We start from the raw sequence: 17,669 nt of genomic DNA, 5'->3' as shown, positions 1-17,669 counted from the left end.
AGAATCGTCAGCTATTTTGTAGCCAGATAACACATGGTGCCCGGAAGAGGACTCGAACCTCCACATCTTTCGATACTAGTACCTGAAACTAGCGCGTCTACCAATTCCGCCATCTGGGCATTTGCTACAATAAAGCTCAGCAAGTCAAGGCGTTGAATTTTATATAAAAGGTAAGCTTTGTCAATGACAAACCATAAAAATACTCACAAAAGTAAAAGAAGTAATGATCCTCATGCAGCACGTGAGGCTAGCCGATATGAAACACCGCTCCCTAGTCGTGAACTGATTCTTAGCACCATGAGCGATCAAGGCGTGCCATTAAGTGTAGAGCAATTGTACTTGCTGCTGGACATCAGTGATGCTGAGCGCGATGTTTTTAATAGACGACTGAATGCGATGGAACGTGAAGGTCAGATTATTAAAAATAGAAAAGGTGCGCTTTGTATTGCAGATAAGTTGGATTTAATTGCAGGCGTTATCCAAGGCCATCCTGATGGCTTCGGTTTTTTGATTCCAGATGATAAAACCAAGAGTGAGGATTTGTTTTTAAGCCCGAAAGAAATGTCGCAAGTGATGCACGGTGACCGTGCAATGGTGCGCATGAGTGGTTTGGATAGAAGAGGCCGCCCTGAAGGTAAAATTGTAGAAGTACTGGAACGTAGAACACAACGCTTGGTAGGACGCGTCATCCGCACGGCTGGTGTGACCATTGTGGCTGCGGAAGATAAGCGCATTAATCTGGACATTTTGATTCCATATCATTTGGATATGCAGGCTAAGCCCGGCCAAGTGGTGATGGTAGAGCTCACCGAGCAGCCTTCATCATATGCGCAGCCTATGGGTAAAGTAGTTGAGATTTTGGGTAATTATGCCGATAGTGGCATGGAAATTGAAATTGCTTTGCGTAAGCATAATCTGCCTCATCAGTTTACCGCTGAGGCAGTAAAGTTGGCCGAATCTTATCCTAAACTAGTACAGCCTGAAGATTATAAAGGTCGTATTGATTGCCGCGAAATGCCATTGATTACCATTGATGGTGAAACAGCGCGTGACTTTGATGATGCGGTGTATGCAGAGCCGCAGGGTAAAGGTTGGCGTTTAGTGGTGGCGATTGCTGATGTCAGTTTCTATGTAAAGCCACATGATGCATTAGATAAGGGTGCGCTAGAGCGTGGTAACTCGGTTTATTTTCCTCGACGCGTTATTCCAATGTTGCCAGAAGCATTGTCGAATGGATTATGTTCGCTTAATCCAGACGTAGAGCGACTATGTATGATTTGCGATATGCAATTAGATGGCGCGGGCATTGTTAAGCAGTATAAATTTTACCCGTCGGTGATGCGTTCAAAAGCACGCATGACTTACAACCAAGTATTTGAAATACTGCAAAACCCAGAAGGGGAATTAGCACAAGAGTATGCTTGGCTAGTGCCACATTTGCAGCATTTGTATAGCGTGTATCAGTTATCACAAACGCAGCGCGAAAAGCGTGGAGCGATTGAGTTTGAGTCCTCTGAAACCATTATGATCTTTAATGATAAAGGTAAGATTGAGCGTATTGAGCCTAGCACGCGCAATGAAGCACATAAGCTGATTGAAGAGTGCATGCTTGCGGCAAACGTTTGTGCGGCTGAGTTTCTTAAAAAACATGAACATCCAGCCTTGTACCGCGTACACGAAGGACCAACCCCTGAAAAATTAGAGCTTTTACGTACATTTATGGGTGAGTTTGGTTTTGGCGTGGGCGGTGGTGACTCACCACATGCTAAAGACTATGGCAAACTGTTAGAGCGCATTAAAGACCGCCCAGACGCTCAGCTATTGCAAACAGTGTTGTTACGCTCAATGCAGCAAGCTGTATATAGCCCAGATAATGTTGGCCACTTTGGTTTAGCTTATGAGGCGTATGCGCACTTTACTTCGCCAATTCGTCGTTACCCAGATTTATTGATTCACCGTGCGATTAAGGCCGTGCTGAACGGGGAGCGCTACAAAGCTGGTGATTGGAATAGCTTAGGTGAACAATGCTCAATGACTGAGCGCCGTGCAGATGATGCAACCCGTGATGTGACCAATTGGCTGAAGTGCTTCTATATGCAAGACAAGATTGGTGAAGTATTTGAGGGTACTGTTGCTGGTGTGACTAGCTTTGGTTTGTTTGTGGCATTGGATGGCGTGTACGTTGAAGGTTTGTTACACGTGACTGAGTTAGGTAATGATTATTTTATCTATGACAAAGCACGGCACGAGATGGCTGGCGAGCGTACTGGTGTACGTTACCGCCTAGGTGATCGATTAACCATTAAAGTCGTGCGCGTGGATTTGGAAACTACGAAGATAGATTTTACTTTGGTAAATAAAAACAATGAATTAGATGATGAATCTAATGTAGGTTCAAAAGTGAAAGCTGGCGCGAATAAATCAAGTGCTCGCACGCAATCTGCTGTAAAATCCACCCCTAAATTTGAAGGGGCAGGTGCGCTAAGTCCAAAAGCAGACAATGTGAAATTTGGTGATCCGTTTGGTAAAAAGCCTAAGCGTGGTCCTAAGGCAGATTTTTCGGATAAACCTGTGAGTACATCTAAAGCCTCACCTAAACCAAAAAATAAAACTAAAGCCAGTAAACCCAAAAAAGTGGCAAATAAAGCAACCGTAAGTAAAGCAACCACAAAACGTAAGGTAAAAAAATGAGTGACGCCCGTATTTTATTTGGCTTTCATGCAGTATTGAGCCGATTACGCCAGCACAGTGCTAGCGTACAAGAGATTTTAATTGACCGTGACCGTGTTGATGCACGTATGAAAGATTTGCTTAATATGGCAGAGGCATCAGGTGTGCGCACAATGCAGGTTGAACGTAGCCGCCTAGATGGCATGGCTGGCATGAATGGCCGTCACCAAGGTGTGATTGCGCGCGTGGTGGATACACCTATCCCGTACAAAGATATTCATGATATTTTAGAGTCAGATTTAACTGAACCAGCGTTCTTTTTGATTTTGGATGGTGTAGAAGATCCGCATAATCTAGGTGCTTGTTTGCGTGTTGCTGACGCAATGGGCGTACATGCGGTGATTGCACCTAAAGACCGTGCGGCAGGCCTGAATGCTACCGTGCGTAAAGTAGCCTGTGGTGCAGCAGAAACGGTACCGTTTATTGCTGTCACAAACTTAGCTAGAACGATTCGTGAGCTAAAAGACGCTGGTGTGTTTGTAGTTGGCACCACGATGGATGCACCAAGTACATTGTTAAACACAAAGCTTAATGGTCCAATTGCGATTGTTTTAGGTGCAGAAGGTGACGGCATGCGTCGTTTAACTGCTGAAACTTGTGATGCGCTGATGACGATACCGATGTTTGGCTCTGTCGAGAGTTTGAACGTCAGTGTTGCGAGTGGTATGTGCCTATATGAAGTAAGGCGTCAACGAAGTTTAGCTATCTAGTAAGGCTTTAGCCGTTGTAGGTGATGCTTGCTTGTGCAATAACTCAATAGGGCTGTGATTATTCAATCACAGCCCTATTGCATTTCGGCTTTGCAAGAGTCTCTTAAAAAAGCCTTATATTGTCTTGAATTAGCGTAAATTCAGCACTTGTAATGTGCGGTTGCGCACTTGCGCTAATAGCTGACTATCATCGATTAACGATTCACCATAGCTAGGAATTAATGCTTTAATTCTGCTGTGCCATTGTTCAGTTTTGATTTTGTCTGCAAAGCAGCGTTCGATAACATTAATCATGGCTTGTACCGAAACCGAAGCGCCCGGTGAGGCGCCTAACAAGCCGGCAATGCTGCCATCTTTTGCGGCAACGATTTCTGTACCAAACTCTAACTTCCCGCCTTTTTCATCACATTTTTTAATAATTTGTACACGTTTTCCCGCGCTTTCTAAGTGCCAATCTGCGTCAGTGGCTAGCGGGTAAAACTCGCGCAGGGTAGTAACGCGTGATGAATGTTTTTGCAGCGCTTCGCCAATTAAATAGCGAGTTAGATCCATATTGTGGCGACCTGCACCTAATAAAGATTTTAGATTGCTGGGCTTAACGGATTTAAATAAATCTAGGTAAGAGCCTTTTTTCAAAAACTTGGTGGTAAACCCTGCATATGGACCAAATAACAAGGCTGGTTTGCCGTTGATAATGCGGGTATCTAAGTGAGGAACTGACATCGGTGGTGCACCAATGGCGGCTTTTCCGTATACCTTGCTGTTATGTTGTTTGATGACTTCAGGGTTGTTGCATACTAACCATTGGCCACTGACTGGGAAGCCACCATAACCTTGGCTTTCTGGGATGCCTGATTTTTGCAGTAGCTTTAATGCGCCGCCGCCGGCCCCTAGAAACACAAAGCCGGCCTCAATTTTCTGGTGCTTTTTGGTGGTAAGGTCTTTAATGTTGACCAGCCAGTGACCGTTATCTAGCTGTTTAAGGCCAGTGACTTCAGTACTTACATTTAATTGGAAGCTGGGGGTTTGTTGCAAGTGTTTAACCAGCTCACGTGTGAGTGAGCCAAAATCAACATCTGAACCATAGCTGACGCGTGTTGCTGCGACTTTTTCATCGTTAGTGCGTTGTTGCATCATCAACGGCATCCACTCTGTCAGCTGCGCCATGTCATCACTGAACTCCATGTCTTTAAATAATGGATGTGCCTGTAGCAGGCTGTGGCGCTTGCGTAAAAACTCCACATTATCCTCACCCCAGACAAAGCTGAGGTGAGGGGTTTTGTTAATAAATTTAGCTGGTGCTGGCAGTGCGCTTTTTTCTACCAAGCTTGCCCATAACTGTAAAGAGACTTCAAACGAAGCGTTGATTGCCAGTGCGCGATTAATGCTGATATTGCCAGCATCGTCCGTAGGCGTGTAGTTTAACTCGCAATAACCAGCATGGCCTGTGCCGGCGTTGTTCCAGGCATCGGTACTTTCTGTAGCAATAGAGGGTAGGCGCTCTACCATCATCATGCGCATTAATGGGTCTAGCTCATTGAGTAATGTGGCTAATGTGGCACTCATTACGCCACCGCCTACTAAGAGTACATCTACTTTTTTAACGGTCATATTGTTTCAGTGTGATATGTGTGAATTTTATTTAGAGAGCTTTGCACGAATGATATTTTCTCATCAATACTTCTTATATCGTCATTCCCGCAAAAGCGGGAATCCATTTTAATTAATCAGTTAGATAGATCCCCGCTTTTCGCGCTTCCACTTGGCACTTTAGTGCTTAGTGGAGCGGTGAAGACCTTCACGGTCTCGCGAGGATGACGGAGTTGTAAGCTCTTAAGGTTAAAGCTACTTCGTGCAAAACTCTCATTTAATATTAACAACTATTGCTTCTCAGTAGCTGTTGGTAATGTGCTTAATATATCTATGTCTTTAGTCTCTACTTTTGCACCAGTAATTAAATCATAGCCTTGATGTGCATTGTGGAAGGTATGGCAAGACATGCAAGTGCTAGCAATGCGCTTATGCTTTTGTGTGTTGCCAGAGTGACAGAGCAAGCATGATTGTCGGTTAGGGATTGCAACATCGGCACTGCTTTCTGACTTTTCTACTTTATGGCATGAAGTACACTGCTGTGTGCGATGAGCTGCATGGTTAAACTGAGCCTTAGTGAACCAGTCGTTGTTTAAGCGCAACGGCATGACATGCCAAGGCGATTTATCTCCGGCTTTTGTGGGCTGTATTTCGTGGCAATAAGCGCAGCCGTTGTTTTTGAGCTGGTCTGAATAACGATCAAACTCTTTAGGTGCGTATAGTTTTAAGGCGTTGAAAATGTTTTGTTCTTCACCGTGCGGTAAGGTTAATTTATTATCTTTAGGGCCGATTTTAAGTTCGCTCGTATGGCAAGTGCTACAGTTGTTTTTGAAAGAGAGCGCTTTAAAACGCATTTCTTTACCTTCAGCCTGATGGCAACTGGTACATGCAAGCTCACGGACATCCCAAATGCCATTAGGCCCTTGTACTTTTCCAATATGCTGATCATGCGGAAATTTTAAACCTGATTGCTCAATCAGTTTAGATTGGTCTGATTGCGGAATGCGCTCGATATCTTTAGCATCTGGGCCAGTCTTAAAGCTTAATTTAAAATCTGGGTGTTTTTTCTCGAAATCACGGATATTGGGTAGCTTTGTTTCTGGGTCTATGGTCCTAATGGCGCCATGGCATTTAATGCACATATTATTGTCTTGACGTGCAAGTGGATGTGGCGCCTTGTGCTCTTGATGACACTCTGCACAGCGCATACTGCCAATAAAGCGGTGAGCGGCCTTTAAGGAGCGCTTTTGTAGCTCTGGATCCGCAATATGAGGTGCAGTATCCTGATGGCAGTTCACACAGGCTTTGTCTGAGACTTTTTTAAGTGGTGCTTGATGGCAATTAAAGCATTGAGAGCCAAAATGGCGATGAGCCGTGGAGATGCGACCAGAGCTCCAAACGCGGTCAAAACCAAATGGTAGTTCTGACATTGATGTTTGCAATTGCGGTATTAGATTTTGGGCTAGAGGTAATACCAAAAAGACTAGCGATATAATGCCGATTAACCACATTGATAAACGCCATTTGAATTTAAATGCGCTTGGTAAAGGCTCGTGTGTGCGTGCTTTAAGGTCTTGATAGTCATCAGCAAGCGGATTAACAAGTGTCAGCGAAATCGATAAGTTAACATCAGGGGGTGCAGGTTCAACATTTAACTGATAAGGGCCAATCATGACCTGCTTGCCAGGAGTGAGCTTGATGTTCTGCAACATTGCGCCGTCGACTTCAATCTCACCGTTTAAACTAACAACGTAAATATGCCCATCTTCTAACTCTTTAATCACTGCATGATGCATAGCGATACGAGGGTCAGCCAAATGAATATTGCACTCTGCACTGCGGCCAATCATTAACTCTGCGGCGTTGAGTGTGCGGTAATTGCGGACAGGAAGTCCACGAGAGTTATTGGTGATTTTTATTAACAAACAATTAATCATAAAAAGTTCTATTCATCTACTTTTGCTTTATTTGGCATTGTTATTTTTATTTCAAATGCATTGGTAAGTGTTAGGTTTTTTAACACATGGATTTAAGTTTGCCATTACCAGTAGACAAATACGGCAATGATGTGCGCCAGCATGGCGACTAATAAGCCCACGGTAAATGGCACATGCAAGTATAGCCAGATACCAAGCCTGGCGCGGTACATGAGGTCTTGACGTGCTCGTTTAACTAAAGACTCACGGCGCACCATGATTGAATACAGCTCACGATATAGTTTGCGTTGCTCTACGGCTAAATTTTGACCCAGTATCGTCAGTTCTTGTACGGCTCTTGCAGACGGGCAGTTCGGTTGAAAGCCGCTTAGTTGGTCAATTAAGCTTAATCCAATGGAGGTCTCACGACACGCGCGTAATACGACGTTATTGATTTCATCTGGCATTAGTAAGGCAATTTTACGTGCTAACTTATCTGCCTCGGCAATTCTTAACAGTAGGCCATCTAGGCTATCTTCACCCATGTTTTCTGTCATTTTTCGTGGGTAAATCATGTAAGTGTAATTGCCAAAAAAACCGCTGATGACAACAATCAACAGTAGGGCGTAGGCTAGTGTATGAATATTAAGCCCAAAATGAAAGCCGCTATGTAATGTTACAAAAACTGTGAGCGCTGTGCCTAAGTAAATGTGGGCTGATAGCCAGCCCTGTGTTGCGCCAGTGCCACGGTAGCGACGTTTTCTGATGCCATACCACGTCATCCATAGCACCATGAGTGCTGATATGGTACCTAGTGTATAACCAAGCCAGCTGCCGCCATAATGACCGACTGCAGGCTCAAAAAATAAAAAAGCAGCGAATGCAATTAAAATAATCACGACGGCTATTTTAAAATAGCGATAGTTTTTATAGTCGAACATATTGCTTTGTTGCATTAAATATTCCCTCTATGCATCATCTAGCCCTAGTAAGTTGTGTTCATCAGCGCTATTAGCAGCATTGTTGCTTGCGTAGCCTAAAAGCTCTTCAGGATTTACCCGCAAGGCAGCGCCAACGGGGCAGGCGCGTACGCATACCGGTCCATCCGCAATGTCTTTGCACATATCACATTTAACCGCAACTTTTGTATTGTTAGTAGAAGCAACTTGCTTAGGTTGAATGCCCAGTAGCATTTGCCATAAACTTTGTTCGGGCTGATCCTGAATCACAGCCATTTGGATCACATCATATGGGCAATTTTGCTGGCAGTTGCCGCAACCAATACAGCTATCATCAATATAGACTTCGCCATGTGGTGCGCGATGAATCGCGTCAGGCGGGCAATCCTTCATGCAGTGAGGGTGTTCGCAGTGGCGACAAGACGTAGGCACCCGAATGTTGGCATATATGGGGCCAGTATCGCGATCTAGCCGTGTAGCGCCACCGTGTGTGTCAGCACAAGCTTGTTCGCAGTGGTTGCAGCGCACGCATAATGACTCATCAATCAATAAAACGTCAGTAGCTTCACCCACGCCTTGTTGAATTAAAAATGAGATCAGGCTTGATTGCGTGGTTTGGTTTGCAAAGCTACTGCCACTTTCTGACGAGGTTTCTAATTGCTGCCTTTTTTCTTGTTCTTGCAAGTGTTGTAAGTAACGAGCATCAAGTGATGCGCGAACTTCAGGATTACGCGCAATGATGCCTTGCATGCGCGCCACATCAATTAAAATGGCTTCAGTCGCAATGGCTGCGCGTACAGTCGCGTAGCGAGGTTCGCCAGAAATCAATGACATTTCACCAACGTAATTGCCTGCGGCCACATAGAACAAAACAACTTCTCGACCTGTCATCATGCGTGAAACCGTGACAGAGCCACGCCTGATTAGATAAAGTCCATCTGCTTCATCGCCCTCATGAAACAGCTCTTCACCCGCTGCATATTGTTTAATAATGGCATGCGACGCTAGGTCATTGAGGTCATCTTCACTCAAAGAAAGGCCAATACTTGCATGTACGATACGTTTAATTGCCACTTCATCCAGTGTCCTACGCATGGCTTGCACTGAATTAATGAGCTTTAATATGACGCGACGTGGTGTTTCAATCAGTGCGCAATGTGTTTTGGCTCTTACTGTGGCAATTCTACGGCGACCCGACAACAAGCCCATTTCGCCAAAAAATTCACCGCTTTTAAAGGTGTCGTCAGGGATATCATCTTCATCGATGAGCATTTCGAGCTCACCTTCAATGACAAAAAAGAAGGAGGTGCTGTAGTCGTTACGCTCAAAGATAATATCAGCCGGTGCAGGCTGTAAAATATTACTTTCGAGAATCAACTCTCTTAGTTGTAATGAATTGAGTAGCCGTAATAGTGGAACGCTACGCTGAATCTTATCCAGTACATCTTCAATGCCGCGATCAGAGCAAAAACTGGAAAATTTCTCTCGTAGCAACGCTGTATCAGCGGCTTCAACTGGGTTGCCTAGAATATGCTCAATAACCTCGTAACCTTGGTTAATCCCTTGTTTGATCAGAGGATAACCTGCAAGTGCGCCAATGATATACAAGCCCGGCACATTAGATTCGTAACGAGATGACAGCACAGGAAGGGCGGCTAAGTCTGCTGTAGGAAAAGCAACCCCGAAGCTTTCAAGTAAAGGCCTAGAAGGGAGTGCACCAAGGCGCGCAATAATCCGATGACATGGAATGCGCTCTACACCTTTGGGTGTATCGGCAAATAATGTGATTGGAAACTCACCCTTGCTGTTTTGCTCAATAGATTGTGGGCGTGTTTCTAACAGCCAGTCTAAAGCGCCTCTTTGTCTTGCTTCCGTTAATTGGGTAAGGTTGCTTTCCTTACAATTACTAAAGTCTTCAGCACGGTTTAATACAATGACCTGATTGCGGCCAGTGAGTGCCAGCGCATTTTCAACCCCAGTATCGCCACCACCAATCACAACGATGGTTTCGTTCTGGTAAGCCTCAGGGTCATCTAGTTGATACTGAATTTGAGGTAAGTCGCCGCCTGGAATTTCTAGTTTACGTAAATTGCCTTGTACGCCAATTGCTAATATGACGTTATCTGCGGTGAATGCGTCACCATCACTCAATTCAACCTTTAATGGTTCCAGTTTGCCACGTGCACCTTTTTTATCAGCCTCGCCTTCACGCGAGATCGCCACAACTTTGGCACTGTATCGTATATTGATTTGATAGTTTTCGATTAAGCTTTCCCATGCGTCTAATACAGATTCGCGTAGTGAAGCAGCAAAAGGTAGGGGGCTACGTAATGGTAAGCCGCGTGGCTCAGCCATGACCAGTTTGCGACGCTGGTAATTGCGAATCGTATTGGCGGCAGCTTCTGCGGCTTCTAATACAAGATAAGATAGCTTTTGCTCGGACGCACGTGCTGCTGCTGATAAGCCACTGGGACCCGCACCAATAATAATGACATCAAAGTGATTGCGCATGAAAACGTGAAGAAAAGCGATTATGTAAGAACTAGATTATATGCCAAAACATCTGCTAAGACTGACGTTAAAAGTTGCAGCAAGGCAATAATTGCAGGTTCCAAAGCATTTTTAGACTTAATATTGCGAGCAGTAATGCAAAGATTTTTTTCAGCGTCCTGACAGGTAGTTTTTGCGTAAGATTTGCTCCGGTGGGGGCAGCAAGAAAACTGGTGATTGAAATGACCAGCACCGCAGGTAAGTTAATAAAACCATAGGTGTACGGAATAGATGGCGTATGTGACCAGCCGCTTAATAAGTAGCCAAGGCTACCTGCAATTGATAATGGAAAGCCAATAGCCGCTGACGTACCGATGGCCTTTTTGATATCTATCTTGCGCCAAGTGAGGTATGGCACAGTAATTGAACCGCCACCGATGGAAACGATAGCCGAAATAGAGCCTATGCCTACTGACGCGAGCATGAGTTCAAGCCGATTGATTTCATGATATGTCTTGGATTGGCTGTCTTTGTGATTGCTTGATTTTGAGTTGGAGAACATCTGAATCGCTACGTAGCCCATAAAGCATGCGAAAAATATTGCCAGTGCTTTTGAGCTAATCATAGACGCGATAAAAGTGGCGGAGAATGTACCAATGACAACACCTAAGGTCATTAGTTTTACCAGTGGCCAAACCACTGCGCCGTTGGCATGGTGCGCACGTAGGCTAGATAAAGAGGTGACCATGATGCAAGCCATGGATGTCCCTAGTGCCAAATGCACAACTTGATCAACTGGGATATTCTGGCTTAAGAATATTGCAGTAAGCATCGGTACCAATACGCCACCACCGCCAATGCCCAATAGACCAGCGGCTAGACCTACAAAAGCACCAAGTGCCAGAAAAATTAAAATCAAATCAAAGTTCATGTGCTGTGTTATTTAGTTAGATTGTATAAGGAGCGATTATTTTGAGAGAAGTCTAGCGACTTCGTCACTCGGTAGCGGTTTACTAAAGTAGTATCCTTGGATTTCGTCGCATTCATGTTGAATTAAGAAGTTTAGTTGCTCCAGTGTCTCAACCCCTTCTGCAATGGTTTTAAATCCCAAACTTTTTGCCATGCTGATGATGGCTGTGATAATTGCCGCATCTTGAGGGTGGCTCCCTAGGCCTTTTACGAAAGATTGGTCAATTTTAAGTTTATCAATCTTGAATTTTTTCAAATAACTGAGAGAAGAGTAGCCTGTACCAAAGTCATCGATAGAAAGTCTGACACCTAGCGCATTCAATTGGTTTAGCATATTGAGTGTGCGTTCGGAGTCTTCCATCGCGATGCCTTCAGTGAGCTCTAGCTCCAGCATGTTGGGGTCGACTTTGGTATCTCTGAGGATTTGACAAACGCTACCGTAAAGGGTCTCTTGATGAAACTGAACCACAGATAAGTTGACTGCGACAGGCACGGCTTTTAAGCCTGCACTTTGCCAAGTAGCGAGTTGCTGGACAGCTGTACGTAAAACCCAATCGCCAATTTCAGTAATGAGGCCACTTTCTTCCGCAATCGGGATAAAAACAGCAGGGGAAACTAAGCCTTTTTCTGGGTGTTGCCAGCGTATGAGTGCTTCTAAGCCAACAATTTTTGATGTTTTGCTATCGTATTGCGGCTGGTAGTACAACAAAAACTCTTGATGCTCTATGGCATTGCGTAGCTCGTTTTCGAGTAGCAGAACATCATTGGCTTGCTCGTGCATTTGACGTGCAAAGAACTGAAAGTTATTACGGCCTTCATGTTTTGCACGGTAAAGTGCAGCATCTGCGGATTGTGCTAACTGTTCAAAGTTATCACCATCTTGTGGATAAGCTGAGATACCAATACTAGCAGTCAGCACGATTCTTTGACCATTGAAATTAAAGGGTTGGGCAATCACATCCAGTAGCTTTTTAGCGACGTGTGCGGCAGCTTCAGCATCAGTATTGGGCAGTAATATAATAAACTCATCGCCACCTTGGCGACATACGGTGTCTTCTGGGAGAACATTTCTTAGCAAACGTTCAGCCAGTTCTTTTAACACTCGATCACCAGCGGTTGGGCCTAATGATTCGTTAATAAATTTGAAACGGTCAAGATCAAGATACATTAACGCCACTGTACTTTTAGTACGATTGGCTGAGGCTAGGGCAAGCGTCGTTCTATCATTTAATAGATTTCGATTGGGTAGATTGGTTAGTGAATCAAAGTTGCTTAAGAACTGTATGCGTTCTTCCGCTACTTTACGCTCTGAAATGTCGGTGATAATGCAGATATACTGAGAAACTTTTCCAGTTGAGCCTTTAATGGTGCTAATAGAAAGCCATTGAGGGTAGAGCTCACCATTTTTTCTGCGATTTGCGACCTCGCCTTGCCAATAGCCAAATCTGCTAATGTTTTCCCACATTGCATCATTAAAGGCTGGCGTTGTATTGCCAGAAATCAGAATATCTGGCGTTTTCCCAATGACATCATCAGATTCATGACCTGTAATTGTAGTGAATGCTCTGTTGACTGAGAGAATATGATTGTTTTCATTGGTAATCAGAATGCCCTCACGGCTGGATTCAAACACTTTGGCGTTGATGCGCAATTTTTCTTCGGCATGTAATCTTTCTGTTATATCCAGCCATGCACCTACAACCTCTACAGGCTTGCCGTTATCATCACGCACCAGCATGACTTGATCTTCAATCCATATGAACTCACCGTTAGCATGGTTAAAACGATAATGGTGGTTTAATGTCCCTGTTTCAAATAGACTTTCCTGTGCAGCCAGCACTCTAGCCATGTCTTCTGCATGAATATGGTTTATCCAAAAGTCATGACTCACCCATTTTTCTTTAGGATAACCAGTCATTTTGTAAACGTTTTCACTAATGAAATCAATGGTAAAGCCATCGTTTTCATTAGCCTTTAGTGTATAAATCACTGCGGGGCTAAGGTTGACTATTTGATTAATATGTTTGTGTGCGTGATCAAGCGCTAATACTAGTTTTTGTTTTTTCGCCTCTCTGTCAAAGTTATCAAGTGCAAAGCTGATATCTCCAGCCATTTCCAGTAACAATGCAATCGCTTCTTCATCAAAAGAGTTTTTATGTTCATGATATACATTGAGTACAGCAAACGGTTTTTGATCACGCTGAATAGGGATAGCAACAGATGAACCCCATCCAAATGCTTTCGCTTTATCATGCCATAGTGTTGTGATTGGGTCGGTAGAAAAGTCGTTAACAATAATGGTTTGATTATCTCTTAAGGCTTTGCCTGTAGGGCCTTGGCCCTCAGGCAGGTCTGCACTCGCTGATATAAATAAACTATCAACATAATCAATGCCATCACCATAGACGGCTACGGGTAAAATGCGTTGGCTTTCTTCATCAAGCTGGCCAACCCAAGCCATTTTCATGCCCCCAAAATTAACAGAGCAACGGCAAACAACTGAGAACAAGTCATTATCATCACCCATGCGTACAATCGCCTGGTTTACCTCACTTAAGGCTTGGTAAAGCTGGGTAAGATGTCTGATGCGATATTCAGCCAACTTTCGATCAGTTAGGTCTCTGATAATGGCGAAATAGTAGTTTTTGTCTAGTTTGCGGCAATTTACCTCAGCGATGAACTGGGTACCATCTTTGCGTAGATATTGCCACTCACCTTTGATGGAGTTATCTGATGTTAGCTTAGTGATAAATTCTGATTGGTCGGTAACATTTTTCACCAGCACATCTTGCAAACGCATATTTAAAAGTGTTTTTTGCTGGTATCCCAGCATGTTCATGGCGGCCAAGTTTGCCGCTATAAAACGATGTTGGTAATTTAAGACTAAAACACCATCACCAGCTTGGTCAAAAAGCTTTTGATAGCGATGTTCTGCACGCTGCCGACTACTTAAAAGAAACCATGCTAAAAATGCAGATAGTATTGTTAATGTTGAGCCAAGTAGCGCGACAAGCATTGGTTTGCTATAGGGCAAAATACGTGCTTCAAACGTTGGTGTTGTTTGAAAAAACAGCAACCATTTGCTACTGCCAGTATCCAGAGTTCTTTGCGTTGTGATGCTTTGCTCTGACGCACTGCTTTTTTCATGATGATCTACAGTGTTATACAGCAGCGTATCTTCTGTGGCTTTTAGCCCTTGATAAATTTTGATTTCAACATCAGCGTCAATTTCGCCTTTAAATCCATTCATCAGGTCAGTCATGCGGAATGGCACGTCTACCCAACCGATGATTGCATTACGTCTAGCTTCTAGGCTATTGATTAATGCATGTTTTCTATAAATTGGCAGGTACATCACAAAAGAGTGCTGATTTTTTTTACCTACATCTTGTTCAAGTGTTAATCGTGTAGAAATGCGGACATCGTTGCTGTCTCTTGATTGCTCAAGAGCCATTAAAGCACTGGGTAATGCAAGCACGTCGAGACCTAATGCCCGAATATTGGCTTCATCTAACGGCTCTATTAAGGTGATGGGTGCATAGCGCTGCCGGTTTCCTGCAGGTTTTATTTGATAATCAGAAAGTCCTCTTTTTCTAATCTTGCTAAGATGATTTTCTTTATCTTCATTATCAATCAGTTCTGCGAGGGCAATGCCTCGAACACCAAACTTGTCATCTAAATTAAGTGACTTGATGTAAGTATGAAATTCTTCTGGCTGAACTGTATCGGATGCGTCAATAAACCCTTTAACCCCACGCATAATGACTAGAATGGCATCAAAGCGTGCTCGTAAATTGCTAACGGTGACGTCTGCGGAGTCTTCTAAAGCTGAGTTAAGTTTTTGTAAGTTGTCCTGCTGTGCGTTGGACCATAACTTATGCGTGATAACGAAACCGATTAACAGTATTGAGCCTGTGAATAACCACAGGATAATTTTGTGTCTGATTAAATTGGTTGGTTTGGTGTTAACTTGCATTTAAGTGATTAACTGCCAATTAATTATTTTAATTGCAGTGTACATGAAACATTAGTTGATGTAATGAATAGTTGCTTTTTATACAGGGTTTTAATTTGCTGATAGCGCACTAGGGAGACTGGCAATTTTGACGGAATAAATATTAGTCATTTGGACTGTATTTCATGTGGTTAACAAGTGCCAGCATACTTAATTTTCATTATTAAAATAATACGTGTGAAAGTAAATGGTTTGCATAAAGCTTGCATGCTAAAGCTATAGCTTAAATGAGGATAATGTTAGAAATAAGCATGATTTAGTTTGAGTCTATCATTCATGGTGACTTCTAAAGTTGACCTAAATCAAGGATGCTTGATAGGCAATACTGTACATTCTCAACGTCATTTACATTAATGGGGAGGTCGCAATGGCTACGAGATTTACTAAATCCATGGCGCGTAATATTTTTTTCGGGGGGTCGCTGTTCTTTTTCTTGCTGTTTCTCGCACTGACTTTTGATACCAATCAGAAGTTACCAAAACGGGATAATAGCCAAAATCTGACAGCTTCGGTGATTCATGGCAAGAAGTTATGGGAGACCAATAACTGTATCGGTTGCCATACTTTACTAGGAGAGGGGGCATATTTTGCACCAGAGCTAGGCAATGTATACAAACGCCGTGGCCCAGACTTTATTAAAGCATGGATCAAAGGTCAGCCGACTGGTGTACCAGGTAGAAGACAGATGCCGCAGTTCAACTTTACGGAGCAGGAGTTGGATAGTATCGTTGATTTTTTGAAATATACCTCAGAGATCAACACTAATAACTGGCCTCCGAACATCGAAGGTTAACCGTCACAATTACCAGGAGGTATTATGCAATATCAATCTCAGGCAGTGGCGAAGCCTTATTTTATCGCCGCAATCGCTCTATTTTTTGGCCAGATTATATTCGGCTTAATCATGGGCTTGCAGTACGTAGTGGGGGATTTTCTATTCCCTGAAATTCCGTTCAACGTAGCACGTATGGTACATACCAATTTGTTGATTGTGTGGCTGCTGTTTGGCTTCATGGGTGCAACCTATTACCTGATACCGGAAGAATCCGAAACTGAGCTGTTCAGTCCTAAGCTGGCCATCATCACTTTTTGGGTGTTTTTAGCGGCAGGCGCTGCAACTGTACTTGGCTACCTGCTGGTGCCTTATGCCTCATTGGCAAAGTTCACTGGCAATGATCTATTGGCAACCATGGGGCGAGAGTTCCTAGAGCAACCTTTACCGACTAAAGTTGGTATCGTTGTGGTAGTGCTGTCATTTATCTTTAATGTAGTCATGACCATGCTGAAAGGCCGTAAAACTGCAATCAGTTTAGTGTTGGTGCTTGGTTTGGTAGGTTTGGCTGTGTTCTTTCTGTTCTCGTTCTATAACCCGCACAATTTGGTGAAGGATAAATATTACTGGTGGTGGGTAGTGCATTTATGGGTAGAGGGCGTATGGGAGCTTATCCTTGGTGCGATTCTGGCATTTGTGCTGATTAAAGTGACAGGCGTTGACCGCGAAGTGGTTGAAAAATGGCTGTATGTGATTATCACCATGACATTGATTACCGGCATTATCGGTACTGGTCACCATTACTATTGGATTGGTGCACCTGCCTACTGGCAAGTGTGGGGTAGTGTGTTCTCTGCGCTTGAGCCCATACCGTTCTTTATGTTGACGATCTTTGCGTTCAATATGGTGAATAAACGTCGCCGCGAGCATCCTAATAAGGCTGCAACATTGTGGGCACTTGGTACTGGGGTGATGGCGTTCTTAGGCGCTGGGGTATGGGGCTTTATGCATACATTAGCACCAGTTAACTATTACACACATGGCACGCAACTGACCGCAGCACATGGCCATATGGCGTTTTATGGTGCTTATGCCATGGTCGTGCTGACGATTATTTCATACGCAATGCCTATCCTGCGTGGCCGTGCTGCCAACAGTAATAAAGCACAAGTGGTTGAGATGTGGTCATTCTGGCTAATGACGGTGGCAATGGTATTTATTACCTTGTTCCTGACAGCGGCTGGCGTATTGCAAACATGGTTGCAACGTATCTCTACAACACCAATGAGTTTTATGGCGACTCAGGATTCAGTAGCGATTTTCTACTGGATGCGTGAAGCTTCTGGCGTGGTGTTCCTGATAGGTTTGATTGTTTATATCACTAGTTTCTTTATTAAGGGCGAAACGAAAGTGAGTTAATTGCTCACTGATTTTTACAACAGTTCTTATATCACAGTGCTGGTATAACAGTGCAGGGCAGAAGAAGGAGGCTTGCCTCCTTCTTCTAATTAGGCTGGT

10 protein-coding genes and 1 tRNA gene are annotated in these 17,669 nt (G+C 43.8%); 4 read left to right on the top strand and 7 right to left on the bottom strand.

What is annotated here, in order from left to right:
• Positions 1 to 34: 34 nt before the first annotated feature.
• A tRNA-Leu gene (locus FG24_RS10575) sits at positions 35 to 119 on the bottom strand.
• 64 nt (positions 120 to 183) lie between these two features.
• On the opposite strand from FG24_RS10575, the gene rnr reads away from it, so the two are divergent.
• A complete protein-coding gene (gene rnr, locus FG24_RS10570) occupies positions 184 to 2,691 on the top strand; it encodes a ribonuclease R (RefSeq protein ID WP_051901521.1) in 2,508 nt (835 codons plus the stop codon).
• Positions 2,688 to 3,440: a 23S rRNA (guanosine(2251)-2'-O)-methyltransferase RlmB gene (gene rlmB, locus FG24_RS10565; RefSeq protein ID WP_036303307.1), complete on the top strand. Its 753-nt coding sequence runs from the start codon at positions 2,688 to 2,690 to the stop codon at positions 3,438 to 3,440. Before rnr ends, rlmB begins: the two co-directional genes overlap by 4 nt.
• Positions 3,441 to 3,569: 129 nt before the next feature.
• Here rlmB and mqo read toward each other — a convergent pair whose 3' ends face one another.
• The 6 genes from mqo to FG24_RS10535 all read right to left on the bottom strand — a co-directional run bounded on the left by mqo (position 3,570) and on the right by FG24_RS10535 (position 15,340).
• Positions 3,570 to 5,051, bottom strand: a complete 1,482-nt coding sequence (gene mqo, locus FG24_RS10560; RefSeq protein WP_036303305.1) for a malate dehydrogenase (quinone) — start codon at positions 5,049 to 5,051, stop codon at positions 3,570 to 3,572.
• 269 nt (positions 5,052 to 5,320) lie between these two features.
• Positions 5,321 to 6,967: a cytochrome c3 family protein gene (locus tag FG24_RS10555; RefSeq protein ID WP_036303303.1), complete on the bottom strand. Its 1,647-nt coding sequence runs from the start codon at positions 6,965 to 6,967 to the stop codon at positions 5,321 to 5,323.
• 104 nt (positions 6,968 to 7,071) lie between these two features.
• Complete coding sequence (locus FG24_RS10550) at positions 7,072 to 7,902, bottom strand: hypothetical protein (protein WP_036303302.1); 831 nt, start codon at positions 7,900 to 7,902, stop codon at positions 7,072 to 7,074.
• Positions 7,903 to 7,914: 12 nt separating this feature from the next.
• Positions 7,915 to 10,416, bottom strand: a complete 2,502-nt coding sequence (locus tag FG24_RS10545) for an FAD-dependent oxidoreductase (RefSeq protein ID WP_036303300.1) — start codon at positions 10,414 to 10,416, stop codon at positions 7,915 to 7,917.
• 67 nt (positions 10,417 to 10,483) lie between these two features.
• On the bottom strand, positions 10,484 to 11,326 hold the full coding sequence (locus FG24_RS10540; protein WP_036303298.1) for a sulfite exporter TauE/SafE family protein: 843 nt from the start codon (positions 11,324 to 11,326) through the stop codon (positions 10,484 to 10,486).
• Between the two features lie 36 nt (positions 11,327 to 11,362).
• Positions 11,363 to 15,340 carry an EAL domain-containing protein gene (locus tag FG24_RS10535; protein WP_036303293.1) on the bottom strand — a complete coding sequence of 1,326 codons (3,978 nt, stop codon included), beginning with the start codon at positions 15,338 to 15,340 and terminating at the stop codon, positions 11,363 to 11,365.
• A gap of 406 nt (positions 15,341 to 15,746) precedes the next feature.
• Between FG24_RS10535 and FG24_RS10530 the strand changes: the two genes are divergently transcribed.
• Together FG24_RS10530 and FG24_RS10525 are read left to right on the top strand one after the other, a co-directional pair.
• Entirely contained in the window at positions 15,747 to 16,172 is a 426-nt protein-coding gene (locus FG24_RS10530) for a c-type cytochrome (protein ID WP_036303292.1), read from the top strand.
• Positions 16,173 to 16,196: 24 nt separating this feature from the next.
• A complete protein-coding gene (locus FG24_RS10525; RefSeq protein WP_036303291.1) occupies positions 16,197 to 17,570 on the top strand; it encodes a cbb3-type cytochrome c oxidase subunit I in 1,374 nt (457 codons plus the stop codon).
• The last annotated feature ends 99 nt before the right edge of the window (positions 17,571 to 17,669 follow it).

This window comes from Methylotenera sp. L2L1 (assembly GCF_000744605.1).
In the GTDB taxonomy this organism is placed as follows: Bacteria; Pseudomonadota; Gammaproteobacteria; order Burkholderiales; family Methylophilaceae; genus Methylotenera.
The sequence above is the reverse complement of the archived record's forward strand: the minus strand, read 5'-3'. Positions and strand labels throughout refer to the sequence as shown.